At 69.1% G+C, this 26,695-nt stretch carries 18 protein-coding genes; 5 read left to right on the top strand and 13 right to left on the bottom strand.

Annotation, left to right across the window (positions count from 1 at the left end):
- Positions 1 to 126: 126 nt before the first annotated feature.
- Complete coding sequence (locus QZ258_RS12335; protein ID WP_294181985.1) at positions 127 to 522, bottom strand: helix-turn-helix domain-containing protein; 396 nt, start codon at positions 520 to 522, stop codon at positions 127 to 129.
- 207 nt (positions 523 to 729) lie between these two features.
- Here QZ258_RS12335 and QZ258_RS12330 point away from each other — a divergent pair, with 207 nt between their 5' ends.
- Entirely contained in the window at positions 730 to 1,866 is a 1,137-nt protein-coding gene (locus QZ258_RS12330) for a hypothetical protein (protein WP_294181984.1), read from the top strand.
- A 102-nt stretch (positions 1,867 to 1,968) separates the two neighbouring features.
- Here QZ258_RS12330 and QZ258_RS12325 read toward each other — a convergent pair whose 3' ends face one another.
- The 4 genes from QZ258_RS12325 to QZ258_RS12310 all read right to left on the bottom strand — a co-directional run bounded on the left by QZ258_RS12325 (position 1,969) and on the right by QZ258_RS12310 (position 5,258).
- Positions 1,969 to 2,874: an SRPBCC family protein gene (locus QZ258_RS12325; protein WP_294181983.1), complete on the bottom strand. Its 906-nt coding sequence runs from the start codon at positions 2,872 to 2,874 to the stop codon at positions 1,969 to 1,971.
- An 11-nt stretch (positions 2,875 to 2,885) separates the two neighbouring features.
- Positions 2,886 to 3,230: a helix-turn-helix transcriptional regulator gene (locus QZ258_RS12320; RefSeq protein WP_294181982.1), complete on the bottom strand. Its 345-nt coding sequence runs from the start codon at positions 3,228 to 3,230 to the stop codon at positions 2,886 to 2,888.
- Between the two features lie 91 nt (positions 3,231 to 3,321).
- Complete coding sequence (locus QZ258_RS12315; RefSeq protein ID WP_294181980.1) at positions 3,322 to 4,458, bottom strand: Gfo/Idh/MocA family protein; 1,137 nt, start codon at positions 4,456 to 4,458, stop codon at positions 3,322 to 3,324.
- Entirely contained in the window at positions 4,458 to 5,258 is an 801-nt protein-coding gene (locus QZ258_RS12310; RefSeq protein ID WP_294181979.1) for a sugar phosphate isomerase/epimerase, read from the bottom strand. Before QZ258_RS12310 ends, QZ258_RS12315 begins: the two co-directional genes overlap by 1 nt.
- A 90-nt stretch (positions 5,259 to 5,348) precedes the next feature.
- Here QZ258_RS12310 and QZ258_RS12305 point away from each other — a divergent pair, with 90 nt between their 5' ends.
- Positions 5,349 to 5,927: a TetR/AcrR family transcriptional regulator gene (locus QZ258_RS12305; protein WP_294181977.1), complete on the top strand. Its 579-nt coding sequence runs from the start codon at positions 5,349 to 5,351 to the stop codon at positions 5,925 to 5,927.
- Positions 5,928 to 5,944: 17 nt separating this feature from the next.
- On the opposite strand, the gene QZ258_RS12300 is transcribed toward QZ258_RS12305, so the two are convergent.
- A complete protein-coding gene (locus tag QZ258_RS12300) occupies positions 5,945 to 6,697 on the bottom strand; it encodes an SGNH/GDSL hydrolase family protein (protein WP_294181975.1) in 753 nt (250 codons plus the stop codon).
- Positions 6,698 to 6,762: 65 nt separating this feature from the next.
- Here QZ258_RS12300 and QZ258_RS12295 point away from each other — a divergent pair, with 65 nt between their 5' ends.
- Positions 6,763 to 7,182: a pyridoxamine 5'-phosphate oxidase family protein gene (locus tag QZ258_RS12295; RefSeq protein ID WP_294181973.1), complete on the top strand. Its 420-nt coding sequence runs from the start codon at positions 6,763 to 6,765 to the stop codon at positions 7,180 to 7,182.
- Positions 7,183 to 7,333: 151 nt separating this feature from the next.
- Here the strand turns inward: QZ258_RS12295 and QZ258_RS12290 are convergent, their stop codons facing one another.
- From QZ258_RS12290 to QZ258_RS12260, 7 genes are all read right to left on the bottom strand, one after another.
- Positions 7,334 to 7,657 carry a nitroreductase/quinone reductase family protein gene (locus QZ258_RS12290; RefSeq protein ID WP_294181971.1) on the bottom strand — a complete coding sequence of 108 codons (324 nt, stop codon included), beginning with the start codon at positions 7,655 to 7,657 and terminating at the stop codon, positions 7,334 to 7,336.
- A gap of 159 nt (positions 7,658 to 7,816) precedes the next feature.
- Positions 7,817 to 8,086 (bottom strand): hypothetical protein, encoded by a 270-nt coding sequence (locus QZ258_RS12285; protein ID WP_294181970.1) that lies wholly within the window; start codon positions 8,084 to 8,086, stop codon positions 7,817 to 7,819.
- A 551-nt stretch (positions 8,087 to 8,637) separates the two neighbouring features.
- On the bottom strand, positions 8,638 to 9,054 hold the full coding sequence (locus tag QZ258_RS12280) for a hypothetical protein (RefSeq protein ID WP_294181968.1): 417 nt from the start codon (positions 9,052 to 9,054) through the stop codon (positions 8,638 to 8,640).
- A gap of 66 nt (positions 9,055 to 9,120) precedes the next feature.
- Positions 9,121 to 9,933: a DNA-formamidopyrimidine glycosylase family protein gene (locus tag QZ258_RS12275; protein WP_294181967.1), complete on the bottom strand. Its 813-nt coding sequence runs from the start codon at positions 9,931 to 9,933 to the stop codon at positions 9,121 to 9,123.
- A 31-nt stretch (positions 9,934 to 9,964) separates the two neighbouring features.
- A complete protein-coding gene (locus tag QZ258_RS12270) occupies positions 9,965 to 10,555 on the bottom strand; it encodes a thermonuclease family protein (protein WP_294181965.1) in 591 nt (196 codons plus the stop codon).
- A 37-nt stretch (positions 10,556 to 10,592) separates the two neighbouring features.
- Positions 10,593 to 15,323 (bottom strand): DNA glycosylase AlkZ-like family protein, encoded by a 4,731-nt coding sequence (locus QZ258_RS12265; protein ID WP_294181963.1) that lies wholly within the window; start codon positions 15,321 to 15,323, stop codon positions 10,593 to 10,595.
- Positions 15,324 to 15,348: 25 nt separating this feature from the next.
- On the bottom strand, positions 15,349 to 15,978 hold the full coding sequence (locus QZ258_RS12260; protein ID WP_294181961.1) for an alpha/beta hydrolase: 630 nt from the start codon (positions 15,976 to 15,978) through the stop codon (positions 15,349 to 15,351).
- 23 nt (positions 15,979 to 16,001) lie between these two features.
- Between QZ258_RS12260 and QZ258_RS12255 the strand changes: the two genes are divergently transcribed.
- Both QZ258_RS12255 and QZ258_RS12250 read left to right on the top strand, forming a co-directional pair.
- Positions 16,002 to 16,574 carry an NUDIX hydrolase family protein gene (locus QZ258_RS12255; protein ID WP_294181959.1) on the top strand — a complete coding sequence of 191 codons (573 nt, stop codon included), beginning with the start codon at positions 16,002 to 16,004 and terminating at the stop codon, positions 16,572 to 16,574.
- A gap of 156 nt (positions 16,575 to 16,730) precedes the next feature.
- The gene (locus QZ258_RS12250) at positions 16,731 to 26,516 is read left to right on the top strand and encodes a DUF5979 domain-containing protein (RefSeq protein ID WP_294181957.1); all 9,786 of its coding nucleotides are present in this window, start codon (positions 16,731 to 16,733) and stop codon (positions 26,514 to 26,516) included.
- Positions 26,517 to 26,695: the final 179 nt, after the last annotated feature.

Here is a 26,695-nt window from a genome sequence, read left to right as displayed (position 1 = left end):
CCATTCGCGACGAGCTCGAAGTACTTCGCGCGCTCAGCATGCAGTTTCCTCCGGCCCTGCGGGATCTGCCGATCCTGACGAATCTCGAACACGAGCAACTCCTGAAGAACTCAGGTGTTGCGACGATCACAAGAACTCAAGGTAGGAGGAGCGGGGGCGTTTCTTTGGTTCCGGGGTGACCAGGCCAGCTCGGGTCAGGGTGCGACTGATGGTGGCCTGCGACACGGTGATGTTGTGGTGGTTGGCAAGGTGCCAGACGATGGTCGCGGGGCCGTGGTCAAGGCCTTGGCGGTGCAGGTTCGTGCGTAGGTTCACGATCAGATCGACGGTGGTGGCGGGCAGCGCGGTCGGTGAGGTCCTCGGCCGCCGCGATCGCGGTTCGAATGCGGCCTCGCCCTCGATGCGCCAGCGGGAGATCAGTTTGGAGACCCATCCCTTCGAGACGCCGTAGGTGCGGGCGACGTCGGCTTGGGAGCGGCCCTCGATGGTGACGGCGGTGATGATCAGGCGGGCTTTGGACACGCTGTTGAGCGTGGTGGAAAGTTTCCTATGTCTTGAGACATGGGTTTCCTATGTCCTGAAACAGAACACCACCGGTACCGCCCTTGAAGAAGCCCTGACCTGCACGAGGTCCGGGCTTCTTTTCTTTCCATAACGGGGTGTGTGTCACCGCGCCCCGGCCGCCGCGCTACGCTGATCAAAATTTCACCCCTGGCGCCTGGAGATCCAATGACGCATGCCCGCACCTCTCTTCTTGTCGGCTCGCTCGTCGGGGGCCTCGTTCTCGCGGGCAGCGCCTCGGCCGCGCTGGCACTCGGCGGCCCGTCCGACACGCGCACCTCGATCACGGTGGACTGCGACCTCGGAGAGGGGTCGAACGACAACCAGGTGATCCTGCCGGGGGAGACGCTCACGATCACCCTCCTGAACTGTGAGGACTGGACCGTTGACGACAAGGATGCCCTGGATGCCATGACGGTTCCGGGCGAACCTTCCCCGGTGAACTCGTTCGTGGTGCCGAGTGGTTCCTCCAGCTTTACGTTCACGGTCGACGACGAGGCCGACATCGAGGTGGCCTTCGAGGGCGACGACATCGACATCGATGTGTATTTCGCGACCCCCGCGGCCGACCCGACCGGTTCGCTGATCGTGACGACGCGCGTGACGATGCCGATCGTCATCGACGACTTCGCGGTCGCGCTCTCGGAGACCGGGAGCGACTATGACCTCGGCGGCTATTCCTCGTGTCAGATGGAGGCCGGCTACCACCCGTACCAGGCGCTTCCGATCACGATCTCCACCGATGGCGACTTCACGTTCCGCGTGATCGACGTCACCCCGGTCGACGAAGACGTGCAGTGGGGCCAGCCCTACTACCCCTCGCAGGACTTTTTCCTGGCGGTCTACACGGCGTTCGACCCCGCCAACCCCGAGGCCAACCTGGTCGCGTGCAACGACGACCGACCGGATGACAACGTCTCGTTCGTGAATGACGGAGTGGACTACATCTCCGAGGATCAGGCGCCCGAGTTCGTTTCGCCGCTCACCGCGGGCGAGTACACGCTCGTGTTGACCACCTTCCGGTCGACGAGCAGCGACGACTGGGCGAATGGCGAGTTCTCGACCTGGTCCGGCGTCTCGGACACGACCTGGACTCCGACGGCGATGTCGGCGCTGTTCGAACTCTGGGGCCCGGCTGGCAGCATCGCGCTCGCCACGGACGACGACGCGGATGCCGAGGCCGAGCCGGAACTCGCCGCCACGGGAACCGAAACGGGAGCCGTCGTCGTGGGCGTGATGCTCGTCGCCGCCGGGGGCATCCTCGCCCTGCTGAAAGCGCGCGGCACGCGTCGGCGCGCCGCCTAGGCTCAGGGCAGTCCCGCCGACGGCGACGTCGATTCACGGAGGCGGCCCTCGCGAACCTGGCGGATGATCTGGAGCGGCCTCTCGACGCCACTCGTGCGAGGGCTACGCGCTGACCGACTCCAGCAGCTCCTCCAGACGCGCGTAGCTCGTCTCCATGCCCGCGGTCATGCCGGTGGCGAGCACCGCCTCGCGCTGTGCGGCATCCGCGTACGTGATGACGAGCGTCAAAAGCGTGCCGCCGGCGACGGGCGTGAGCGTGAGCTCGTTGACGGTGGCCGGGTAGTCCATGCCGATCATCGCCTCGGTCGTCACCGCGCGATGTGGCGGCTCCGACTCCCGCAGCTCGCCGGTGAAGCCGAAACCCTCGCCGCCGTCGGGGCCGAGCAGCCACTTTTTCATCAGCTCGGCATCGTTGTGCGCGCGCCAGACCTGCGCGACGCTGCCGCGGATGACGCGCGCCACTCGCGCCTGTGTGTCGCCGAGTAGCTGCGCCTCGGCCGCACGGTCGGCGGCAAACGCCGCGAGGTCGGCGAGCACATCATCGATCTGCGACATCGCCTGCTTCGTGCCCTCGAGCATTCCCATTTCGAGCAGCTGCTCGAGTTGCTCGAGGGCGTCGAATCGCGTGATGGTGGTCAGGCGCGAGCCGGTGTCCGTTGCTTCGAAGGCGAAGGTCACGTGCATGGCGGGCAGCTCGGTGTTGGGTGCGCCGGTCTCGTCCGCGAAGCCGTCGGTGACGGCGAAGAAATCTGGGGCGTTCAGGTCCGTCCACTCCCAGTATCCGTAGTGCTGGTCGCCGGTCGGCCCGGTCATGCGGTAGATGCTGCGCCCGCCGACGGCGGCGTCGTGGCGGAGGAATGTTGCGGGATAGGTCGGCGGGCCCCAGAATCGCTCGACCTGGCGCGGGTCGACGTAGGCATCCCAGAGTCGAGCCAGCGGCGCCGCGAAGTCCGCGACGATTGTGAGGGAAAGCGAGTCGAGGTCCTTCTCGACGGAGGTGACAGGCATGATCGTCCCTTCTAGTGGTCTTCGTGTTCTTCGAGCAGGGCGTCGAGGCGGTCGATCCTGGCGCGCCAGAGTTGTTCGAACTGGGTGAGCAGGTGCTGCGCCTGGCGGATGCGGTCGGGGTTGCCCCGCACCATCCGCTCGCGGCCGCGCGGTTCTTTGGTCACCAGCCTCGCCTCCTCCAGCACGGCGACGTGCTTCTGAACTGCGGCGAACGACATGACGTAGGCGTCGGCGAGCTGCGAGACGGAGACCTCACTGACCAAGGTTCTGCGCACGATGTCGCGCCGCGTCGTGTCGGCGAGTGCCCGAAAAATGCGGTTCACCTCGTCGTCGGAGAGTTCAAGATCTACAACCATTTGATTGTACGATACAGCGGGGGCGCGTGACGCACAAGGGACGTGTTCGTCCTACAGGTGCGAGCGCGCGGGACTGCGAGTGACCGCGCGCTCAGAGCGTTCGCGTGAGCGGATCGAAGTCGACCGGCATCGCCTCGGGTGACGCGACGGTGCTGTCCACCGGAACGAATCGACCCGACTCGGCCGCCTCCGCCGTCGACATGAGGATGTCGAGCACGTGGTAGCCGAGCTCGCCGGTGGCGCGGTGCGGTCGGCCTTCCCGAATGGCGCGCGCCATGTCGAGCACACCGAGCCCGCGACCGACGACCGTCCCCTCCTCGAGCACGTCGACCCGGACCTGCTCCGAGCTACCGCGCTCGCGCGGCCGGATGATGGTGGTCGTTCCGCTGAAGGTGTTCGGATCCGGCAGCACGATGGTGCCCTCCGTGCCGGAGATCTCGACGACACCCTGGCGGGTGAGCGGGGAGTCGAAGCTCAGGAACGACTGCGAGGTCGCACCGCGTTCGAAGGAGGCGAGCACCGAGATGGTGGACGGCACCTCGACCGGGAATGTCGTTCCCGCGAGCGCCCCGACGAGGATCTCGCGCTCCTCGCGCGCCTTCATGCCGAGCGCCGCGACGGCGGCGACCGGCCCGAGGATGCTCACCAGGGTCGTGAAGTAGTACGGGCCCATGTCGAAGAGCGGCCCGGCGCCGTAGGCGAAGAGGAAGCCCGGGTTGGGATGGAAGGATTCCGGGCCGGCGTACTGCATGCCGGTCTGCGCGAACAGAGGCGTGCCGATGTCGCCCCGCTCGATCGCCCGCTTGGCGCTCTGGATGCCCGGGCCGAGCACCGTGTCGGGTGCGATCCCGACGCGGAGCCCCGCGGCATCCGCTTGGGCCAGCAGGGCCGACGCGCTCTCGCGGTCGATGCCGATCGGCTTCTCGCTCCAGACGTGCTTGCCCGCGGCGAGTGCGGCCGACGACACCGCGGCGTGCGAGGCCGGAAGCGTCAGATTCACGACGATTTCGACGCCCGGATGCGCAAGCACGTCGGCGGCGGATCCCGACTCCGCGACGCCGTGCTTCTCGGCCTGCGCGCGCGCCCGCTCGGGGAGCAGATCACCGACGATGAGCACCTCGATGTCGGGGAAGCTGTTCAGGTTTTCGAGGTAGGTGTCGCTGATGTTGCCGGCCCCGATGAGTCCGACGGCGACCGTTCCCGTGCGCGCGGAAGTATTCGCGGCCATCAGGAGAGCCCTCGCGCGGCCAGGAACTCGAAGCCGGTCGTCATGCCGTGCCAGATGTCGCCGCGGTAGGCGTCGAACTCGACGATTGCGTACTTCGCCGCCGATGCGGCGTCGAGGGCGGCGCCCAAAGCCACGACACCCTCACCGGCCGGGACCTGGTCGGTCGGCGTTGAATTCAGACTGGGACGCGGGTCGAGCGTGCCGTCTTTGATGTGCAGCGCCGTCACGCGGTCACCCAGGCTGCCGAGCAGTTCGACGAGGTCGGCACCGCCTGCGGTTGCCCAGTACAGATCCAGTTCGAGCTGCACGGCCGGATCGAGCAGCTCGGCGAATAGCTCGAGCGCGAATCGCCCGTCGATCGTGAAGTCGAACTCCTGATTGTGGTTGTGGTACCCGACGGCGATGCCGTGCGCGGCACCCATCTCGGCGGCGGCGTTGAGGGCGTCGGCCGTGGCCGCGATCTCGGCGCGCGAGCTCCAGCGCTCCGGCGCGACGAAGGGGTCGAACACCGTGGTGACGCCGAGCGTCGCCGCCGCCGCGAACACCTGTTCGGTGGTCGGCGCGGTGATCGACGCGTCGAAGGGGTTCTCGGTCGTCGAGGCGAGCGACGCGTGAGCTGTCGGGCACGCGATGCCGTGACGCGCGAAGGCGTCGGCAAACGCGTCGGCGCGCGACACGAAGTCGAACGCTTCGACGTTCGCGAATCCGATGGCGCGGAGTTTCGCGAGGGCTCCATCGAGATCGGCGGCGATCTCGTCGCGCACGCTCCAGAGCTGCGCGGAAATGGTGGGGGTGGTCATGGACGTCTGCCTTCTGCGGAGATTCAGGTTCGTGAGACGACGCTACCAGAAAACCACCACATGGTGGTTTTTGATCGTTAGGGTGGGAGGGTGACCGAACCGCGAGCGCAGGGCTCCTATGCCAAGGGCGTCGCCCGGCGCCAGGAGATCCTCGATCGCGCGATCGACGTCTTCGTCGACAAGGGGGCCGAAGGCACGTCCCTGCGCGCGATCGCCGAGAAGATCGGCGTGACGCACGCGGCGCTGCTGCACTACTTCGGGTCGCGGGAAGAGCTGCTGGTTGCGGTGCTCGACGAGGCGATGTCGCGCCGCGCCGACCCGGAGGGCACCCGCGAAATCGTCGGGTCGATGGTGCGGGCCGCCGAGCGAAACGTCACGCTCCCGGGCTTCGTTGCGCTCTACACGATGCTGCTCGCCGGGTCACTCGAGGCGGAGAAGCAGCACTCCCGCGCGTACTTCTCTGCTCGGTTCGAGGCGCTCCGGGAGCGGCTCGCGCGGCTGATTCGCGAGGGCCAGGATGCGGGAACCATTCGAGCGGGCGTCGACCCTTTCGCGATGGCCGCACTCGTCATCGCGGCCTCCGATGGACTGCAGACCCAATGGCTGTTGGATGACACCGTCGATATCGCCGACAGCCTGAGACTCCTGGAGCGAATTCTTGAACCGTAGCCGGGTCGCCGCGCGCCTCAGAACGTGACGGTCTGCAGCGTCGCGCTCTTCGGTTTGCGCGAATCTCCGGACGACGTGCCGCGCAGGCGCCGTCCGATCCACGGCAGCACGTAGTCGCGCCAGTAGGCGGCGTTGCTGGGGCGGGTGCTGGGCGCGCCGCTGTCGAGACCGAATTCGGGCACCGCGACCCCCAGGGCGCCGAGCACATTGCTCGCGACGCGGGCGTGGCCGAGCGGGTTCAGGTGCAGCTTGTCGACCGACCAGTACTCCAGGCGCGTGAGCTCTTCGTCGTGCCAGTTGTCGACCATGGTGACGCCCTCGCGCGGCAGGTGCGCGATCACCGCGTCGGCATACTCGTTGCCGCGGCGTTCGATGCCGCGGCCGAGGGGCAGGTGGCGGCTCGGATTTCCGCCGCTCAACAGCAGAACATGGATGCCCGCCGCGCGCGCCCGGTCGACCGCGGCGAGCAGTCGTGTCGCCACCGAGTCGATCGTGAACTGCGGCCGCAGCATGTCATTGCCGCCGCCGTTGATGCTCATGAGGCTCGGCGCGAGGGCGATCGCCGCATCCAGCTGTTCGGTCACGATGGGCTCCAGCAGGCGGCCGCGGATCGCGAGGTTCGCGTAGCCGACCGGCTTCTCGGTTGCGTGGGCGAGGCCCAGGGCGACCAGGTCGGCCCAGCCGCGCACGCGGCCGTCGGGCAACTCGTCGCCGACCCCCTCGGTGAAGCTGTCGCCGATCGCGACGAAACTGGAGAACGGATGCGTCATGCTCCGAGTTCACCACAGGACCTTCGGCACTGCCCGCAGGCGCCGCGCCACGGTGGACTGAGGGCATGACGGCGACGACTGACCACGGCGCACCGGGCATCTCGGTGCTGACCGGTCCCGACTGCTGGGAGCTGCTGCGCGGCGCGGATCTGGCGAGGCTCGCCGTGTCGGCGAACGACGGGGTCGACATTTTCCCGATCAACTACGTCGTGGATCGAGAGTCGATCGTGTTCCGCACCGCGCCGGGGGAGAAGCTCGTCGATCTGACCGCGGAGCCGCGGGTCGCCCTCGAAGTCGACGGGCTGATCGGTGCGGAACGGTGGAGTGTGGTGGTTCGGGGCATCGCCCGGCGCCTCGATGCCGACGACGAGATCGAGGCGAGCGGCGTGCTCGCGCTGACGCCGGCGAACCCGGCGCCGAAGCACAACTTCGTGCGACTCGCGCCGACTCGGGTGACGGGGCGTCGCTTCCACACGCACCGCTAGCCCCGCGCGAGCGGTGCGAAATGCGCGGTCGCGCGCGCGAACATCGCGCTTGTGGCACCGCTCGGGTGGGTTCCGGGCTCGGTTCGCGGGAGCGCAGGGACCCGCGCGGAGCACAGGGACCCGCGCGGGGTGCAGGTTCCTGCGCGCGTGCTCAGCGCGGGGCGAGCACCACGATGGGGGTCTCCGTCTGCCGAACCTTCGCGTAGCCGTCGAGGTCGTCTCCCATGTCGCGCCACCGCGCCCACAGCCGGTCGTGCTCGCCCCCCGCTGCCTTCGATGCACGTACCTTTCGCGTTTCATCGGTCAGCACAACGGTCGCGTCGGGGTTCGCCAGAAGGTTCAGCCACCACGAGGGATGCCCCTCGCCCCAGCCGTTCATCGCCATCGTGACGAGGTTCGGTCCGTCCTCGAAATACCCGAGGATGACGTTTCGCTCTACGCCGGACTTCCGTCCGACCGCGCCGAGCCGCGTCATCCCCCAGACGTCCTTGGTGGTTTGCGGAGCCCGATCCGTCCGTGACTCGCCCGAAAGAGCGCACAATGCACCTTCCACACGAAACGGACAACCCAGCGGGGACGGCGCCGGCGCCGCGGGCCTCCGCACGAAACTCGGAAGCCCGCGGCGTGACGCCCCTCACCGCGGGGGCAGGGTAAGCAGGCGCCGGCGTTCGGCGGCCAGCTCGCGTGCCTCGATCGCGCGCGCGGTCTCGACACGCGACCTCGCGGCGTCTCGGCTCAGAGACGAGCGGCGGCTCCAGGTGATGAGGAGCACGCCGAGGCGCAGCGCGGCGCGATCGAGAAGGCCGACGCGGCGGACCGGACGGGGGATGCGCGCCGGGGCGGCATCCGCGTGGGGCGGGTGTTGATGGGTGGGTTCGGCCGGGGCCGAGGTGGTGATGGACATGATGTTCCTCGCGGGGTCGGTGCGGCCCCGACGTGGGGGCGCGATCGACGGATGCCGCTGGGCGCGGCGGGTGGGAGCGACCGCATCGAGGGGCGCGGGGCGCGTCGACGGGTCGTGGACGGGACGAGTGATCGAGGCGCCACGAAGGGCAACCCGATCAGGGCTTCGAGAGCGTCGTCACCGCGGGGCCGGCGACGAGAGAAGCGTCGCGTCAGCCGCGCGAGGAGACGCCGACGAAGCCAGCGGTGCGAGGACGGGTGATTCCCGTGATGGTGATCATCATCAGCTGACTCCTTTCAGATTTCGGCAGCAACGAAATATAACGCGGCAGCTGAGAAATACGCAACGACGGGTTTCGTGTCGTGATCGTTCCGCAATCTTCGCCGCCGCGGCCGCCCACTCGACACGGCCGGCGCAACCCGGCCGACACACCACGGCCGACACACCACGGTCGACACACCACGGTCGACACAACAAGGCCGGGGCAACCATCCCTGTCGCGATGGTCGCCCCGGCCTTGTGCCAGGGGGTGAGGAAAAAAAGGGGGGCTACTACTCGTCGGCGTCGGAGTCCTGCATCTGCTCGCGGAACTGGTCCCGACGCTCGTCCAGGCCGGGGCGGTCGGTGTCGGAGAAGTTGCCTCGGTCCGGAAGGCTCGGGCCGAAGTTGTCGCGGATGCCGGGACGTTCGGTCGAGTCGGAGCTGGCGGCGGAGAACCCGGGCCGGGCATCCGGCAGGTGGGTGCCGATCAGGAAACCACCGAAACCGCCGGCGACGACGCCGACGACAAGGGCGCCCGCAGCGATCAGCGAGGTCACCAGGACCGTGGGCTTGGCTTTCGGGGGCGCGGCGGCGGTCGGTGTCGCGTCAGCGGCGGGGGCTGCGGGGGCCGCAGGAGGCGCGGTCTCGGCAGCGGGGGCGGGGGCCTCCGGCTCCGGAGGCGTTTCAGACTTCTGGGAATCGGACATGACACGAGTCTCGGCCGCGGCGCTATGCCTGGTCGATGAGAAAGCTGGAGAATTCCTGTGGCTGGATCAGCGCTGGCAGTGCGGGCACCAGGTGACCTCGCGGTCGTGCTCCGCATGGGCGGTCGAGACCTCCGGGCCGAGCCGTCCGCCGTGGATCGTCGTCCCGCAGCGCCGACACGGCTGCCCCGCGCGGCGGTACACCCAGGTCGTCTGCCCGCGGCGCAAGTTTCCCGTCGTGGTGCGCGTCGAGCGGTCGCGGTTGGCGACCAGGAGTCGCCGCGCCAAGTCCACCAGCGCCGCCGGGTCGGTGTCGCCGATCGGCCGCGTCGGCAGCACCCCGCGCAGAAAACACAACTCGTTGGCGTAGACGTTGCCGATGCCGGCGAGGTTCTGCTGGTCGAGCAGGGCGACGAACACCGGGACTCCCGGACGCGCGGCGAGGCGAGCGGCAGCCTCGGCGGCGAGCTTCGGACCCCAGGAGGGATCGAGCAGGTCAGGGCCGAGGCGCTCCCACGCGGAACGCTCGTCGGCACGCAAGAGCACCTCGAGGGTGCCCAGCTCGAAGCCCACCGACTCGATCGTTTCGACGCGCAGCACGGCGCGCGCGAGGTGCGCAGGGCGGTCCCAGCGCGCATCCGCGTCGGCCGACCGCGGGTACAACTGCCACGAGCCCTCCATCTTGAGATGCGAATGGATGCTGAACTCGCCCACGCGGTGGAACAGGTGCTTGCCGATCGCGACGACCTCATCCACCGTTTCGCCGGCGAGGTCCAGGGTCGCGAACTGCGGGATGCGGAACTCGCTCGCGGTGAGGACGGCGCCCGCGAGCGCCGCATGCTGTCCGCGTGCGGCGCGGTGAACGGTGTCGCCTTCGGGCATGGTGCGGGAAGGCTACCGCAGGCCGCCGAAACTACGGTGTGGAGCACTCCCCCCACATGCCGAGACCCGCGAGCACGGCCTCGCGTTCCGCGGCGAGCAGGGTGTCGTAGTGGAGGTCGTTCGGGGCGACGCGGATCGCTTCCGCGAAACCGCCCGTAACGAGCGTGAGGTTGATGAACTCGCCGCTTTCCGTCCAGAGGTAGAACAGGCGCCGGTCGTAGTCATCCCAGCTGTCCTCGTCGGGTGCCACCAACAGGGTCGAGCCGCGCGGTGCCAGCCGCGCGAGTTCGTCCTTGGCCTCGGTGCCGAAGCACTCCAGCTCCGGGTAGACCTCGGGGGTGTCGATGCCGATCAGTCGCACGGCGATCGGGTTCGTCGTCGTGACCAAATCGCCCGGCTCATCCGTCGAGAGCTTGAGCGTGTCGCCGTCGGTGATCGACTCGACGCGCATCGGGATGGCCTCGGCGGGGATCGGGACGGGGCCGCCGGCATCGGCACTGCCGTCCTGCACCGGGACGGTCGGCTGCCCGAACTCCGGCAGCGCCAGCTCGCCCTCGTTCACCGCGACGACCAAGAGCGCGATCAGGCCGATCGCTGCGAGGACCCCGACGACGCGCTTCACACCTCCAGGGTAGGTGGTGCGATCCTCGGCGGAGCGCTCAGCCGCGCAGGCGCATGCCTTGCGGAGTGGCGGCGAAGCCCGACTCCTCGAGCAGGCGGCCGAGTTCGGTGCCGACGCTGAACACGCCATCGACCTTCTCCACCCGCAGTCGTCCCCCGCTCGCGCGAATCGTCTCGGCGAGTGAGTGCGCGGCGGTCCCGAGGAAGGTGCGGCGGGCCTCGGGGTCGTCGCCGTCGGCATCCGGATCGGCGAAAGTCAACACCGTCTTGCCGCCGCGTTCGACGTAGAGGGCGAGCGCCCCGTCGACCAGCACCACGACGGCGCCGGCCTTGCGGCCCGGTCGATGCCCGGCGGACTCGGGCCAGGCGAGCGCCGCGCCGAAGGGGTTGGCGGGGTCGGTCGCGGCGAGCGTGATCGCGGTCGGAGCGGATGCCTCCCCCGCGCGTGCGCGATCGTCGGCGTGGCTGCGGAGCCGGTCCACGGTCGCGGGGGTCGCGAACTGCGCCGCCCCGAGCCCGTCGATGAAGTAGCCGCGGCGCGTGCGACCGGTCTCTTCCAACTTGCTGAGCACCCGGTAGGCGAGCGCGAAACCGCCCACGACGCCTTCGGACTGCACGGCTCCGCGCGTGACGACGCCGTGCCGCTCCAGCAGGTTCTCGGCCAGGGCGCTGGCGCGCCGAGTGGCGTCGGTCGAAGGTTCGGGCAGCAGGCTCCAGCGCCCCGCCAGCGTCGGCGGGCTCGACATCGCGAGAGCGGAGGCGATGCGCGCACGCGACCTCGCCGGCCGACCCCGCGGCGTCGACCGCGCACGGGTGGTCGTCGCGCCGAGCCGGGCGCGCAGCGGCGCGAGAGTGTCGTTGCCGACGATGCCGGCCCAGGCGAGCTCCCAGAGCGCCTCGGCGAGCTCCTTCTCGGGAATCGGGGCGCCGCCCGGCTCCGCCGTGGCCGCGTGAAGCTGCCGGAAGAAGAAGGCGCCGCCGCCGGCCAGGGCCGAAAGGATCCGGCTCTGCACCTCGTTCGGTTCGGCGCGGATCGCGCTCGCCGCGGGCGAGTCGGTGAGGGTGAGTGGCGCGAGCTCGGCGAGGTGCAGCGAGAGCCAACCGTCGCCGCCGCTCAGCTCGCCGCCGCCGACCCACAGCACCTCGCCGCTCGTCGTCAACTCGTCGAGCATCGTCGGGCTGAAGTCGCGCACGCGCGCCGGCAGCACGAGGCTCTCCCAGGCGGATGCGGGAAGGGCCACGCCTTCGAGCTGCTCAATCGCGCTCACCAGACCGTCGACGCCGCGAAGCCCGCCGCGGCCCAGGCCGCCGACGTGCTGCCATTCGGGGAGGAAGCGGCCGAGGGTGCGTTGCGCCACCGGCTCGACCTCCTGCCGGAGGGCCGCGAGGGAGCGGCTGCGGAGTCGTCGCAGCACCTCGGTGTCGACCCATTCGCTGCCGCTGGCCCCGGGGCGGAACTCGCCCTCCACGGCGCGGCGGTCGGCGGCGAGCCTCTTCAGCACGTCGGTGACGACCGCAACGCCGAGCCCGAACCGCGTGGCGGCGTCGCTCGCGAGGAACGGGCCGTGGGTGCGCACGAAGCGGCTGATCAGATCGCCGACCGGATCCTCGACCGGGTCGAGGAACGCCGTCGGCACGCCGATCGGCAGCGGCACGCCGAGCGCGTCGCGTAGGCGGCTCGCGTCCTCCACCGTCGCCCAGCGCGTCTCGCCCGCGATCGTCGCGCGAATGACCCGGTTGGCGCGCGCGAGTTGGTCCAGGCTCGCGGCGACGTCGACCTGGGGCTCGACGCGCTCGCCGAGTTCGGCACTCGACAGCGGGCCGAGCACGCGCAGCAGGTCGACGAGGCCCTCCGCGTCGCGGGCGTGTCGATCCGGGGCGAGGCGCTGCAGTTCGCGCTCGGTCTGTGCGATGACGTCGGGGTCGAGCAGCTCCCGCAACTCCGCGCGACCGAGGAGCTCGGCGAGCAGGGCCGGATCGAGCGAGAGCGCCGCCGCGCGGCGTTCGGCGAGCGGGGAGTCGCCCTCGTACATGAACGCAGCGACATACCCGAAGAGGAGGGTGCTCGCGAAGGGGGAGGGGGAATCCGTCTCGACCTCGACGAGTCGCACCCGTCGCTGCTGGATGCGCTGGGTGAGAGCGTTCAGCGCCGGCAGATCGTAGACATCCTGTAGCACCTCGCGCACCGTCTCGAGGATGATCGGGAAGCTGGGGTACTTGCGCGCCACCTCGAGCAGTTGGGCGCTGCGCTGGCGCTGCTGCCAGAGCGGGGAGCGGCGCCCGGGGTTCCGGCGCGGCAGCAGCAGGGCCCGCGCCGCGCACTCCCGGAAGCGCGAGGCGAACAGCGCCGAGGAGCCGACCTCCTCGGTGACGAGGGCCTCGAGTTCCTCCGGTTCGAACTGGAACAGCTCGGCGCCGGGCGGCTCGGCGTCGGTCTCGGGCAGCCGCACGACGATCCCGTCGTCGCCCGCCATCGCCGCCGACTCGACGCCGTGGCGTTCGCGGATGCGTGCGTTCACCGCGAGCGCCCACGGCGCATGCACAGGCATGCCGTACGGGGAATGCAACACCAGACGCCAGTCGCCGAGTTCATCGCGGAAGCGCTCGACGAGCAGCGTGGTGTCGCTCGGAACGGTGCCGGTGGCCCGTTTCTGGTCGGCGACGAATCCGAGCAGGTTGTCGACAGCCCACGGGTCGAGGCCGGCATCGGCGAGCCGGGCGCGCATCGCGGCTTTTTCGCCGCGGGCGGTCGCGAGCTCGTTCGTGAACGCGCCGATCGCCTCGCCGAGTTCGGCGGGGCGGCCGAGCCCGTCGCCCTTCCAGAACGGCACGCGGCCCGGCTGACCGAAGGCGGGGCTGACGAGCACCCGGTCGGAGGTGATCTCCTCGATGCGCCAACTGGTGGCGCCGAGCGCGAACACGTCGCCGACGCGCGACTCGTAGACCATCTCCTCGTCGAGTTCGCCGACGCGGCGCCCGCCGTCCGCATCCCCGACAATGAACACCCCGAACAGCCCGCGGTCGGGAATCGTCCCCCCGCTCGTCACCGCGAGCCGCTGCGCGCCCGGCCTCCCGCTGATCGTGCCGGCCACCCGATCCCACACGATGCGGGGGCGCAACTCGGCGAACTCGTCGCTCGGGTAGCGGCCCGCGAGCAGGTCGAGGGTCGCCTCGAAGGCCGAGCGCGGCAGGGTCGCGAACGGCGCGCTGCGGCGCACCGTGTCGAACCAGTCGTCGACGGTGAGCGGCCCGCCCGGACTCTCGAGCGCGACGGCGGCCACGGTCTGTTGAGCGAGGATGTCGAGGGGGTTGGCCGGAACCTTCAAGGCCTCGATGAGTCCGGTGCGCATCCGTTCGCTCGCGACGGTGGTGTGCAGCAGGTCGGCGCGGTGCTTCGGGTAGAGCACGCCCTTCGAGATCTCGCCCACCTGGTGTCCGGCGCGACCGACGCGCTGCAGGGCGCTCGCGACGCTCGGGGGCGCCTCGACCTGGATGACGAGGTCGACGGCGCCCATGTCGATGCCGAGCTCGAGGGAGCTCGTGGCGACCACGCAGCGCAGACGGCCCGCCTTGAGATCGTCTTCGATGATCGCGCGTTGCTCTTTGCTGACGCTGCCGTGGTGGGCGCGCGCGAGGACGGGGTCGGCGCCGGAAGTCTGCCCCGATGCGCCGATCAGCTCAGCAGGCGGAGCCGGTCGAGTAGGCGACGGAGTCGCCGTATCGAGACCTGCGGGGCTGGGTTTCGATACGCGATCCTGCGGATCGCTACTCAACCCGCTCTCGACGAGCGGTTTCGATACGCGATCCTGCGGATCGCTACTCAACCCGCTCGGGTCGAGTCGCTCGGCGTACACCTCGTTGAGCCGCGCGGTCAGCCGCTCGGCAAGACGCCGCGAGTTCGCGAACACGATCGTTGAGCGGTGCTTCAGCACCTCGTCGACGATCGACTCGTCGACGTGCGGCCAGATCGAGCCGGCGCTCTGCAGCCCGGTCTCGCCTTCGGCCGCCGACTCGGTGCGGCGCACCCCGAGTTCGCGCATGTCTTCGACCGGCACCACCACGCGCAGCTCGAAGGTCTTCTGCGCGGGCGGGTTGACGATCGTGACCGGCGCCCGGCCCCCGAGGAAGCGCGCCACCTCGTCGAGCGGGCGCACCGTCGCCGAGAGCCCGACACGCTGCGCGGGGTGCGGAAGCAGCGCATCCAGCCGCTCCAGTGACACCGCCAGGTGGGCGCCGCGCTTCGTGGCGGCGACCGCGTGAATCTCGTCGATGATCACCGTCTCCACGTTCGCGAGCGTCTCGCGCGCGGCACTGGTCAGCATCAGAAACAGCGACTCGGGGGTCGTGATGAGGATGTCGGGGGGCTCGCGCTGCAGCAGGCGCCGGTCGGCGCTCGAGGTGTCGCCCGAGCGCACCCCCACGCTGATCGCGGGCGCCGCGGCGCCGAGTCGCGCGGCCGTCTGTGTGATGCCGACGAGCGGGGAACGCAGGTTCCGTTCCACATCGACGCCGAGCGCCTTCAGCGGCGACAGGTAGAGCACCCGAGTGCGGGCGCGGCGGTTTTCCGGCGGCGGGGTCGTGGTCAGCCGGTCGAGACTCCACAGAAACGCCGACAGCGTCTTGCCGGATCCGGTGGGCGCCACGACGAGCGAATGACCGCCCGCGCTGATCGCCTCCCACGCCCCCACCTGGGCCGCGGTCGGTTCGGGGAACGCGCCCGCAAACCACTCCCGCGTGGCGGGGGAGAAACGCTCAAGCGCGGCGTGCATCCCCCTATTGTCGTCGGCGCCGCCGTCAGAGCCGCGCGCGCAGGAACGAGGTGATGTCCTCGAGCTCGTCGTCGGAGATCGAATGGGCGAGCCCGCGGTAGGAGCGCACGGTCGCCTGGGTGTTCTCGTCGAGCCAGGTGGCGGTGTACTCGAACATGCGACGCGGCACGATCACATCGTCCAGCCCGTAGCCGAAGAAGACCGGCGGGCGCTGGGCGGCGAGGGCCGCATCCGCGGGTTCGGATCGCGGGAACGCTCCCCCGGAGAGGGCGACCACGTAGTCGGCCGCGGCCGCGTTTCGGCGTACCGTCAGCAGTGACACCATCGCGCCCTGCGAGAAACCGAGAAGGCCCACGCTGGAGAATTCGGCGGATGCCTCGGCAAGCCATGCGGCGAATGCATCCGCGCCCGCCGCGGCGCTCTCCACCCGCTCCTCCAGCGGCAACGACTCGTGCCGCGGGAACCAGGCGAAGCCGGGCGGCTCGGGCAGTGGCGCCCGCACCGCCGCGATCGTGAATTCGGTCGGCAGGTACGGGGCGAGGGAGAACAGGTCGCCCTCGTGGCTGCCGAGGCCGTGCAGCAGCACGAGCAGCGGGGTGCCGGCCCGCTCAGCTTCGGGGCGAGACCAGATGACCGCGTCGGAGTCGAGTTGCATGACTCCACGGTAGACAATGGAGCATGGCCTCCGTTGGAACCCCGGACCCGACCCCCGACCGCGATGGCGACTCCGAGCCGAACTCGGCGTGGCTGAGTGATCAGGAGCTCGCCGAGCTGCGGCGCCGCATGCCGCTGCTCTACGTGGAGGCGGTTCCGGTGCGCCTGGACGGCATGGGCATCGTGAAGGAGGTCGGCATCCTGTTGCGGGCCAATCCGCACGGGGCGATCTCGCGCACGCTCGTCAGCGGGCGCGTGATGTACGGCGAGACCCTGCGCGATGCGCTGTACCGCCACCTGGAGAAGGACCTCGGCCCGATGGCCTTCCCGCAGCTGCCGGCGAGCCCGGTGCCGTTCCATGTCGCCGAGTACTTCCCGATTCCCGGGCTCTCGGCCTACCTCGACGAGCGGCAGCACGCCGTGTCGCTGGCCTACGTGGTGCCGGTGACCGGCACCTGCGACCCGCGACAGGATGCGCTCGAGCTCACCTGGATGACCCCCGCGGAGGCGTCGAGCGCCGCCGTGCACTCCGAAATGGAGGGCGGCCGCGGCACCCTGCTGCGCGCGGCCCTCGCCTCGGTGGGCGTGCTCGGCTGAGTCCGCACAATGACCGGCCCGCCTGTCCCCCATTTGGGTCGCCCCCGAGCTGGGACTGAACGTCCTCAGCTTCGATGACTAGCGTCGACTCGACGGTGAACTCGTCCTGAGCCGCTGAGAAGACTCGGGCACCGTCGTCTTTTGGGGGGCACCCGCTTGTTTACTTCGTTGCGTCGGCGTCGACGCTCCACCCACCTTGCACTGCTCGCGGGCGCACTCGTCGGCCTGCTGAGCAGCTTCGTCGCCACGCCCGCCCTCGCCGCCGAAGGCGACGCCGAACCCGCGTACGTCACACTCATCAAGTCGGCAACGCCGGCGCCGCCCGAGGCGCTTGCACCCGGCGATCTGGTCACCTTCAACTTCAGCATCAACTGCTCCTCCGACGTCTCCGACTGTGTCGGGCTCCAGGTCAGCGACGCCTTGCCGGATCCGCTGGAGCTTCAGAACGTGTCGATCTCGGGGTCCGCCGGCGTGGGAACTGCCGAGGGAACCTTCGAGACGACCGAGGACTCATTCGTTCTCACCTTCACCAATGACCTCGGCGGAGACCGGATCGGCCTGCCCGACGGTTTCAGTGTCGACTTCGTTGCCACCGGGCGCGTCCCACTGGATGCCCCCGCGGACTTCGACGGGGCGACCATCGAGAACATCGCCTACGCCACGCTCGACTACGAACCGAGCAACACCTCCGATAACGCGTTCGTGCTGCTGGAGATCCCGACGTCCCTTGACACGACGGTGGCCAAGTCGGCAACGCCGAGCAGCGTCGCGGCGCTCAGCGGCACCGAGGTCGACTTCGTGCTCACGGCGGAGAACGCCTCCAACACGGCCGTGGATGCGCTGATTGTGCAGGATCCTGCGTCGACCGCCGACGATCCCTTCGCCTATCTTGCGCCGGAGACCCTGGTGATCGAGGAGTGGCCGAGTGACGCCGACCGGGTGCAGGTCGATTGGTTCGATGGGGCCGCATGGCAGCTCGGAACACCGACCGCCTCGCCGAGTGTGCCGACGCCGGGAGAGGGCGAGGAGATCGCGGGGCTGCGATTCACCTTCACCAATAGCGCGGGCGGCACGATCGAACGCGGTGCTGCCGCCGAGATCACCCTCGGGTCCGAGTTGCGGGACAACGTCAGCGACATCTCCGGCTCCGCGCTTGTCGACAACACGGCGTCGTCGTGGGTCCAGCTCGACGCGGAGACGAGCACGCCGCAGGAGGACTCGGCTTCCGTGCGCCTCAACGAGGTCTCCGTTCGCCCGCTCGCCGAAAAGACCTTCACCCCGAACAGCATCGTCGGAGGACGCGACGTCGAGGTGGAGCTCCGCGGCGACAACGGCGGTGACTTCGCGCTGGCCGAGCTGACCCTTCAAGAGCCGGCCGCGGGAGAGCTCGACCTGCTCGACCAGGGACTCTCCTTCGAGGCATGGCTCGAGAGTGACATCGAGTGGCCCGTGGGGGCGACAAGCGCCGAGGTGAGTTTCTGGTACGACGGCGATGCCGACTTCTCGACGCCGAGCACCGTGTCGCCCAGCGACGCCCTGCCCGCGCCCGAGGAGGAAAGCGGTGACGTCCGCGGGGTGCGAGTGAGCTTCCTCGGCAGCATGAACCCGGGAGAGTACGCCGTGCTCGCCTACACGGCAGGCACCTCGGCGGTGGCGTCCGACGTCACGACCACGAACACCATCTCGGTGGAGTCGGTCACGGTCGGCGCCGACCCGCTCGTCGACTCGACCACCGCGGAGGACGACCTCACGCGTCGCACGGCGCGGGTCAATGCGGTGATCTCCAAGACGGCGCGGCCGTCGAGCCTCTACGCGCTCCTCGGCGCTCGCAGCGTGATCTCGATCACGGCGGGCGTTGCGCCCGCGCCGTCGACGGCGTCCGACGACTCCGGTTCGACGGTCGGCGCGACCCGATTCGTCGTCACCGATCCGGTGGGGGCGGGCGCGGACTTCTGGGACAGCTTCGAGTTGACCCGGATCCTCGCAACTGACATCCCGGCGGGCTCGCAGCTGACGGTCGAATATCTCGATATCAGCAGCACACCCGTCTGGACCGAACTCAGCGCTGCTCAAACCGGCCCGGCGCTCTACTCGCGAACCCTGTCCGAGGGCGAGCGGGCCAATTTCGGTGGCATCCGCTTCGTGTACGAGCCGGTGGGGCAGGACGAGTTGCCCCCCGGATTCTCGGTGCAGATCAACTTGCGAACGGCGCTTCTGGTCGGCGGCATCGATGACGAGGCGACCGAAAACTACGACATCGACAACGTCGCTCGGGCAACCGTCGAGAACGAGGCTGCGACTCCGACGAGCGCTTCCCGCGACGCCGTGGAGAGCGTCACGCTCCAGCCCGTTGAGGGATCGGTTGGCGGTGTCGGCGGCGAGGTTCCGCTCATCGACAAGTCGTGGTTGGAGAACGAGCTCACCGGCTTCGCGGTCAACGCGCGCTCGAGCGAGCACGCAACCGCAACACTCAGCTGGGGAACCGCGGGACTCGAATTCGATTCGGTCGTGATCTCCGACTCCGCCGTTGACCCTGCGGTCGCCGGCTACGACGTGGCCGACACCGTGTACGACGCCTTCGACCTCGTCGAGATCCCGCGAATCACGACGGCGATGGATCCGCTGCTGCGCTACGACGCGATCGTCGGATTCGAGCTGTACCTCGCGGGGACCGGGTGGGTGGCTCCGGCAAGCGATCCCTGCGCCGACGATGCCTGCGATGGCGAGTTCCCGGGATACACGCTGACGAGTTCGGAGCAGGCGCTCGCCGAGGGCGTCCGATTCATCTTCGAAGAGAGCCCGACCCGCGACGAGCGCATCGACGCCTCCGACTCCGACGACCCGCCGGTCGGCAGCGGAGTCGCCGCGACCGTCGGCTTCGATCGTGAGATCGACCTCGTCTTCGAGGTGCGCGACGAGCGACGCTCCAACGGCGACCCCGTCCTCGGCAGCACGCGCGGCACCAGCTACAACGCGAGCAACGCGGGATGGGTTGAGAACTCCGCTCTGCTGGAGGCGCGCGCCGACACCGGCGAGGTGCTCTACACCGACCAGGCGACGGACGAGATCGAGATTCTGGACCGTCCGCTCAACGTCACCGTCAGCAAGCTCTGGACCGACGGGCCGCTGGGGGTGCCCCCGACCGGCACCGCCGCCGAACTCTTCCCCGAAGCACGAATCACGATCGAGGCGACCAACGCGACCGTGGCGCGCGTGGACTCCCTGTCCGTCGTTGAGCCCGCGATCGAGGGCGAGGGCACGACCCCGGACCCCTTCGACTTCGTCGACCTCGTCGACATCGTGTCGATCTCGACTCCGCTCGGAACCACGACGAGCACGGTCATGCTCGAACCGGCGGCGTCGTACCCGACGCCGTACACCGTGGCCGAAGCGCTCGCCCTCACCGCGGCTGAGTTGGCGGACGCGACCGGTATCCGGATCGAACACGAGGGTCGGATCGAGTCCGCCGCCTCGACTCGCATCGTTCTTGACACGCGTCTGCGCGAGTTTCAGCGCAGCTCTCCGACGACTCGGGTTGACGACACGGCGAGCCCGGTCGTCAATTCGGTCGTCGGAACCGTGAGTGACGCCGGCGGCACCGTGGCGAGCGGCCCGGCACCGGCGCCCGGCGACATCCTGAGCGTGTCCGACGCCGCCGAAGCCGGAATGGTGATCGAAGCTTTCGAAGCCGATGTCGTGGCCGCCAAGAGCATCACGGCGGGGACAGCGGCGACGGAAAGCACTCCGGCGATTCAGTACGACGGCGGGTCAACGGAGGCGACCGTCGAACTGACCGGCCGGCCCGCGGGCAACGTCCGGTACACCGACATGATCGTGGAAGACACCTCGGCGACCTTCTGGAATGCCTATGTCTTCAGTGGCTTCTCGGCCCACACTCTCACCTCGCCGATCGATCGGGTCCAGGTCGATGCGCTCGTCGACGTCACCTACGGGACGGGGGCGGGCAACTCGATCACCTCCTCGGGTGGCACCTGGGAACTGGGAACCCCCGGCACGAGTCTCGCCCTGCCGGCGGGTGTTGACCCCGCCGACGTCCGCGGGCTGCGGTTCACCTACACGCGGGCCGATGGGGCCTCGTGGGAGCACCCCAGCAACCCGCAGCAGTCCGTGAGCTTCACCGTCGAGCGTCGCGACGACCTGCTGACGGGCGGCCCCGTTCCCTCGACGCTCTACATCTACGACACCGGAATCGCCCCGGGAGAGACCGAGCGCGCGACCTTCACGAACGAGGTCGAGGTCACGGTCAACGCCCGTGAGACGCCGGAGAGCCCAGCGACGTGGACCGCCACCGACGAGGACACGAAGCAGCTGCGCTTCGAGCACCTCCCGGCGAAGGTGCAGATCCACAAGTCGCCCAGTGGGCCGATCTCGCTCGGCGACACCATCGACTTCTCCATCGAGGTCACCAACTTCGGCGAGGAGGGCGACCGCGTGCTCTCGGGCTTGGTCGTGACCGACCTGCTGCCCGTCGACGGTTCCGGCGACGCCTATCTCGTCTTCCCGGAGAACCCCGACAGCGATGAGCCCTACGACCCGAACGATCCCGCGGACGCGGCGGAGATCTTCTCCTTCGAGCTGAGAGACGAATCGGGCACTCTGCAGCCGACGCCGACCGTCGGTGTCGCCCTCGACACGGTGGAGACCGGAGCCCCGGGGATCGACCAGCCGCGACTCACCTTCACCCTCGCGGGCACGCTTCCGCTCGGCTGGACGCTGACGATTGGCTCGCCGATGGAGTTCCGCCCGTTGCTGGAGGCTGGCACCCAGGTCACCAACACCGCGACCGTTGTCTCCGACCGGGAGTTCGACAGCTGTGGCTCGCACTTCGAGAACGATGCCGAGGTCGACCCGGGCAGCATCGACGGAGACGTTCCGCCCTACGTCGAGACCTCGTCATGCTTCTCGGAGACGACCGTCTGGCCGCTCCCGAGCGCGCCGTTGACGATCGTGAAGGGCGTCAAGGGGATCGATGCCGGACCGCTCGCCGCAGACGGCGAGACCGTACTGCTCGACGGCGAGGGCGATCCGTACGACGACCTCGGCGTGGCCAAAGTCTCCGCGACGAACCCGACCGACTGCTCGGTGTCCAATACCACCCTGACCGTCAACGGCGGGGGCTACTACCGCTACCCCTGCGTTCCGGTCACCCGCCCCGGTTCCGAACACGAGTGGGCCGCGAGCTTCACCAACAGCGGCAATGTGAGCGTCCGGCAGATCGTCGCGATTGACGTGCTGCCGCAGCCCGACGACACCGGAGTCACGATCTCGAGTTCGCGGAACTCGCAGTGGACGCCGACCCTGTCGAGCTATCCGCAAGCGAGCGGGCTGCCGACGGGCGCGACCTTGACGGTCTACTACACCGACGATGCGACGATGGCGACCTCGCAGTGCAACGGCGCCGACATCCAGTCGACGATGGGGATGACGCCGACGACCGACCCGCCGATGCTGCCGGCGTACCAGGACTGCCTCACCGACACCGGCGCGGCGACCGATCTGCCGAACCGCGAGTGGACGATCCTGCCGAACGACCCCGCGGTGTGGGCCACCGTGGCGGCGCTGAAGTTCGTTGTCCTGATGGACGACGGTGACGAGCTCACCCACCTGTTGCCGCCGGCCAGCTCGATCTCGATCACGTACCGCTCGACGACGGCACTCGTCCCCGAGGTCGTCAATCCGAGTTCCACCCTCGCCCGCGACTCGGTCGCCTATAACTCGATCGCGGGCGCCGCGACCGGCCGCGTCTACCCGGAGGGCGAAGAGCCGCTCGACCTCGCCTACCGGCTCGTGACCGAACCGCGAAAGTCCGGCGTCGCTCTCGCGGTCGGATCGGTGGAGCTGCTCAAGGAGAACGAGGGCGCCGCCGCGAGCTATGCCCCCAGTGCGGTGGAACTCGAACTCTCCTGCGAGGTCGAAGGCGAGTCGATCCCGCTGCTCGACGCGAACGGCGACGACCGAAGCACGGTGTCGGTGACTCCCGGCACGGTCACGAGCGTCGAAGGGCTCCCGCTGTACGCCGAGTGCGCGGTTGCGGAAGCGGACGACTACGGACAGACGTCGGTCGTGCGCGATCCGTCCCCGACGGAGCTGATCGCCCACGCGGCGCATGCCGAAGGCGACTGGTCCATCTCGAACCCGGTGCCCGCCTTCGACGAGGGGGAGGACACCTTCCGTCCCGCCGTCGAACTCGCCACGGTCACGAACACCTACGCCTCGGCGAGCCTCACGGTCGGCAAGACCGTCGAGACCAACGGGGCCGTGAACCAGTCGGATGTCGCCATCGTCTACACCGCGCCGGTGTTCTCGGTGTCGTGCACCTTCGACAACGGGGTGAGCAATCCGGTGATCTTCTCAGTCACCGGCATCTCGATCGCCAGTGGTTCCTCCGTGACCTTCCCGCGAGCGGCCACGTCGGACCCGGTGCTCCCCGCGGGCGCCGTGTGCACGGTGACCGAGACCAATACGCGCAACGCGACAACGACGACGTACACCGTGACGACCGACGAGGTCGCCGGGACTGAGACGGCGGGCGCCGCGGCGACCGTGACGCTGACTCCGGACGACGAAGGCGCGACCACCAATTCCGTGGCCTTCGCCAACGAATACGGCGTGGGCAGCTTCACCGTGACCAAGTCGATTGCGGGGCTCGGCGCGGCCGAATACGGCACGGGCGACTTCACCGTCAGCGTGACCTGCACGCGCGCGAGTGCCAGCCCGACGCAGGTCTGGACGGGCACCTTCACGTTCAACGCCTCGAACACGACTGAGACGGTGAACAACCTTCCGGCCGGCTCGGTGTGCACCGTGACGGAGACCGACGCCGCGGGCGCGACCTCGACGACGTTCTCGCCGCAGCGATCCGGAGTTCCGGCGCAGGGGCGTGCGACGGTGCCGAACGGCTCCGCCGCGACGGTCGCCATCACGAACACCTTCGACCTGGCGCGGCTGTCGATCACCAAGGACGTGCACAGCTCCGCGGTGGACTCCGAGGGTGCGCCGGTCTCCCCGGGCGACGACTACGACTTCGAGGTCGTCTGCACCTGGCAGGGTGAGGTGCGTCTTGCGGACGGTTTTACCGAGAGTCCGATGCTGCTCGAGGACGTCGAGCCTGACGAGACCCGCACGCTGACCGGCCTGCCGGCGGGGGCGAGTTGTGCGATCACCGAGACGAACATTCCCGCGCAGGTCGACTCGACGTCGATCGAGTGGACGACCGCCAGCGGGAGCAGCTCGGCTACCGGCGCGACGGCAACCGTGACGCTGACCGCGGACTCCTCGCCGACGGCGGGCACCAACACCGCGACGGTCGTCAACCGTTACGACGTCGGCTCGCTCACCGTCACCAAGTCGGTGCGTGGCGACGCCGGAGCGCAGTTCGGCACCGGACCTTTCCTGATCGCCGTCGACTGCGTCGCTCCCGGCTCGATCACCGCCTTCGACGACACGATCTCCTTGCCGACGGCGGGAGGCGCCTGGTTCGTCACGATCGAAGACCTGCCGGAGGGCTCGGTGTGCTCCGTCGATGAGACGAACGCCGCCAGCTCGGGTGCCGACGCGACGCGCATGCTCGATGCCGATGACGAGATCTTCGACGGGACCGGAATCGCTATTTCGGCCGATGATCCTGCCGAGGTCACGATCGAGAACTGGTATCTCACCGGTGCGATCACGGTGGGCAAGGAAATCGAGGGTTCGGCGGCGGCGACCTACGGGGACGGCCCCTTCGAGTTCACGGTGGCGTGCACTGTTGAGGTGGACGGCGACGACGTCGTGGTCACCGGGTTCCCGAAGAGCGAGACTCTTGCCGAAGGCGAGACGGTGACCTTCACCGGGCTGCCTTCGGGAGCTGACTGCACCCTGACGGAGAGCGACGCGGGGGGCGCGAGCTCCAGTCGCGTCGTCGTGGCCTCCGACCACAGCACCGAGCTGAGCGCGGATGCGGTCACCGGTTACGACTTCACGGTCACCGTGGATGCCGCTGAGCTGACCGACGATCAGCCGCAGACGGCGGTCGACATCATCAACGAGTTCCGTCTCGCGGGGCTGGTCGTCACCAAGACGGTGCAGTCGGACGCCGTGGACCAGGACGGCAACCCGATCGAGTACGGCCCCTTTGACGTCACGGTGGAGTGCACCTTCGACGACGAGGAGATCTACGCAAGTGGGTTCAGCGCCTCCACGCCGATGGCGCACTCCTCCTCCGAGGGCGACGACCCGTGGGTGCTGAGCGGCCTTGTGGCGGGCGCCTCGTGCGAGATCACGGAGACGGATCGCGTCGGTTCCAGCTCCTCGCGCATCACGACCACGCCGAGCGATGGAACGAGTTCGACCGCGTTGATCTCGGAGTCGAGCGACTCGGTGTCGCACAGCATCGTGCTCGTCGACCGGGTGGACGGCGCTGAGGAGAACACCGCGGCAATTCGCAACGACTACGAGTCGGGATCCGTTCGACTCCAGAAGGCGCTCGATGGTCTGGGTACCGCGTGGGCGACGGACGAGTTCGAGATCCAGGTCACCTGCACGCTCGCCGACGGCCCGGTCGAGTCGACCGTCTGGGACGAGTCCTACGTGTTCGACCCGAGCGAACTTGTCCGCGTCACCCTAAGTGGCGTCGCGTCGGGCGCCGAGTGCGAGATCGAAGAGATTCGCACGGGTGGTGCGAACTCGACGGCGATCACGATCGACTCGGTCGTGACCGACGGCGCCTCGGTCACGATCGAGAGCCCGAGCGGGTCCACCCCGCTCGACGTGCTCGTCACCAACGTCTTCGACCTCGCCGAGATCGCGATCGACAAGGATCGCTCCGGCGACGCCGAGACCGTGGCGGCTTACGGGGTGGGGCCCTTCGAGGTGACCGCGACCTGCACGCGCGACATCGACGGCACCGAGGTGTCGGTCGACATCCCTGGCGGTGCGACTCGCGAGTTGACCGCGCTCGGCAGCTACCGCGCGACTTACACCGGTCTGCCGGCGGACGCCGACTGTGACATCGCCGAAACCCGCACCGGCGGGGCGAACACCTCGCTGGTGTCGCCCTCCTCCCTCAGCCTCGCCAGCGGCAGCAACGACGTGCTCGTCACCAACGAGTTCACCGCTGGATCGCTCACGGTGACGAAGGAGCGCCTCGGTGACGGGGTGGCCCTGTACGGCGCGGGTCCGTTCTATGTGTCGCTGTCGTGCACGCGTGAGGTCGACGGAACGGCCGTGGCCGTGGCGATCCCGGCGCCGAGCGTGCCGATCGACGGCATCAGCGATCCGGCGATCAGGGAGCTGTCGCTCGCGGGCGCCTACACCGCCGAATACACCAACTTGCCGACGGGCGCGGAGTGCGAGCTCAGCGAGTCGGGCACCGGCGGGGCCTCGGCCTCAAGCCTGGATCACTCCGAATTCGTGGTCGGCGACGGGACGACCGAGTCGATCGAGGTGACGAATGAGTTCCGCCTGGTCTCGCTCACCGTCACCAACAAGGTGACGGGCAACGCCTCCGAGCCGAAGCTCGACGACGACTTCGTGATCGTGCTCGAGTGCTGGCTCGACGTCAACGGCGTGCGCACGGCGGTGGAGATTCCGGGCGGTCCGGTGCGCGACTTCAAGCACACCGAAACAGTGGAGTATCTCTCCCTCCCGGTCGGGGCCGAGTGTCGCATCACCGAGACGGATGATCGTGGCGCCAACCGGGTCTCCATCGAGCATGAGGGCAGCGACGTCGACCTATTCACGCTCGAGCTGCCGCCACTTCCCGACGGAGTGTCGGTTCGCGGACCGAGCGACTCGGTCATCGACATCCTGGTGATTAACGTCTTCGTGGCGGATCTTGCCCTGACGGGTGTGGCCGGGTTGTGGGCCGCGGTCTGGGCGCTCGTGGCGATCGTCGTCGGGGCAGTGGTCATCGCCTGGATGCGCGGGAGAGAAGCCCGCTGAGGGTTCCGTCGGGGCGAGAACGAGACTCGCCCCGACGGGCAACACCAGCGCGAGATGATCGCGCGAAGAGGGGCCTAGCCGACCGGCCGCGAGCTGCGGCGCCCGCCGCGACGCTCGCCGCCGGTCGAGCTGCCGCCCGAGTTCGTCGAGTACACCGAGCGCGCGCCCCCACGGGTGCC

This window comes from uncultured Schumannella sp., assembly GCF_905479755.1.
Lineage (GTDB): Bacteria > Actinomycetota > Actinomycetes > Actinomycetales > Microbacteriaceae > DCRR01.
Note: the sequence above shows the minus strand (reverse complement) of the source record. Positions and strands in the feature narration are given on the sequence as shown.

Bases quoted from the DNA above. Each gene is read 5' to 3' on its own strand.
- QZ258_RS12330 (WP_294181984.1), top strand. From the start codon at position 730: ATGACGCATGCCCGCACCTCTCTTCTTGTCGGCTCGCTCGTCGGGGGC.
- QZ258_RS12325 (WP_294181983.1), bottom strand. From the start codon at position 2,874: ATGCCTGTCACCTCCGTCGAGAAGGACCTCGACTCGCTTTCCCTCACA.
- QZ258_RS12320 (WP_294181982.1), bottom strand. From the start codon at position 3,230: ATGGTTGTAGATCTTGAACTCTCCGACGACGAGGTGAACCGCATTTTT.
- QZ258_RS12315 (WP_294181980.1), bottom strand. From the start codon at position 4,458: ATGGCCGCGAATACTTCCGCGCGCACGGGAACGGTCGCCGTCGGACTC.
- QZ258_RS12310 (WP_294181979.1), bottom strand. From the start codon at position 5,258: ATGACCACCCCCACCATTTCCGCGCAGCTCTGGAGCGTGCGCGACGAG.
- QZ258_RS12300 (WP_294181975.1), bottom strand. From the start codon at position 6,697: ATGACGCATCCGTTCTCCAGTTTCGTCGCGATCGGCGACAGCTTCACC.
- QZ258_RS12295 (WP_294181973.1), top strand. From the start codon at position 6,763: ATGACGGCGACGACTGACCACGGCGCACCGGGCATCTCGGTGCTGACC.
- QZ258_RS12290 (WP_294181971.1), bottom strand. From the start codon at position 7,657: ATGACGCGGCTCGGCGCGGTCGGACGGAAGTCCGGCGTAGAGCGAAAC.
- QZ258_RS12285 (WP_294181970.1), bottom strand. From the start codon at position 8,086: ATGTCCATCACCACCTCGGCCCCGGCCGAACCCACCCATCAACACCCG.
- QZ258_RS12280 (WP_294181968.1), bottom strand. From the start codon at position 9,054: ATGTCCGATTCCCAGAAGTCTGAAACGCCTCCGGAGCCGGAGGCCCCC.
- QZ258_RS12275 (WP_294181967.1), bottom strand. From the start codon at position 9,933: ATGCCCGAAGGCGACACCGTTCACCGCGCCGCACGCGGACAGCATGCG.
- QZ258_RS12265 (WP_294181963.1), bottom strand. From the start codon at position 15,323: ATGCACGCCGCGCTTGAGCGTTTCTCCCCCGCCACGCGGGAGTGGTTT.
- QZ258_RS12260 (WP_294181961.1), bottom strand. From the start codon at position 15,978: ATGCAACTCGACTCCGACGCGGTCATCTGGTCTCGCCCCGAAGCTGAG.
- QZ258_RS12255 (WP_294181959.1), top strand. From the start codon at position 16,002: ATGGCCTCCGTTGGAACCCCGGACCCGACCCCCGACCGCGATGGCGAC.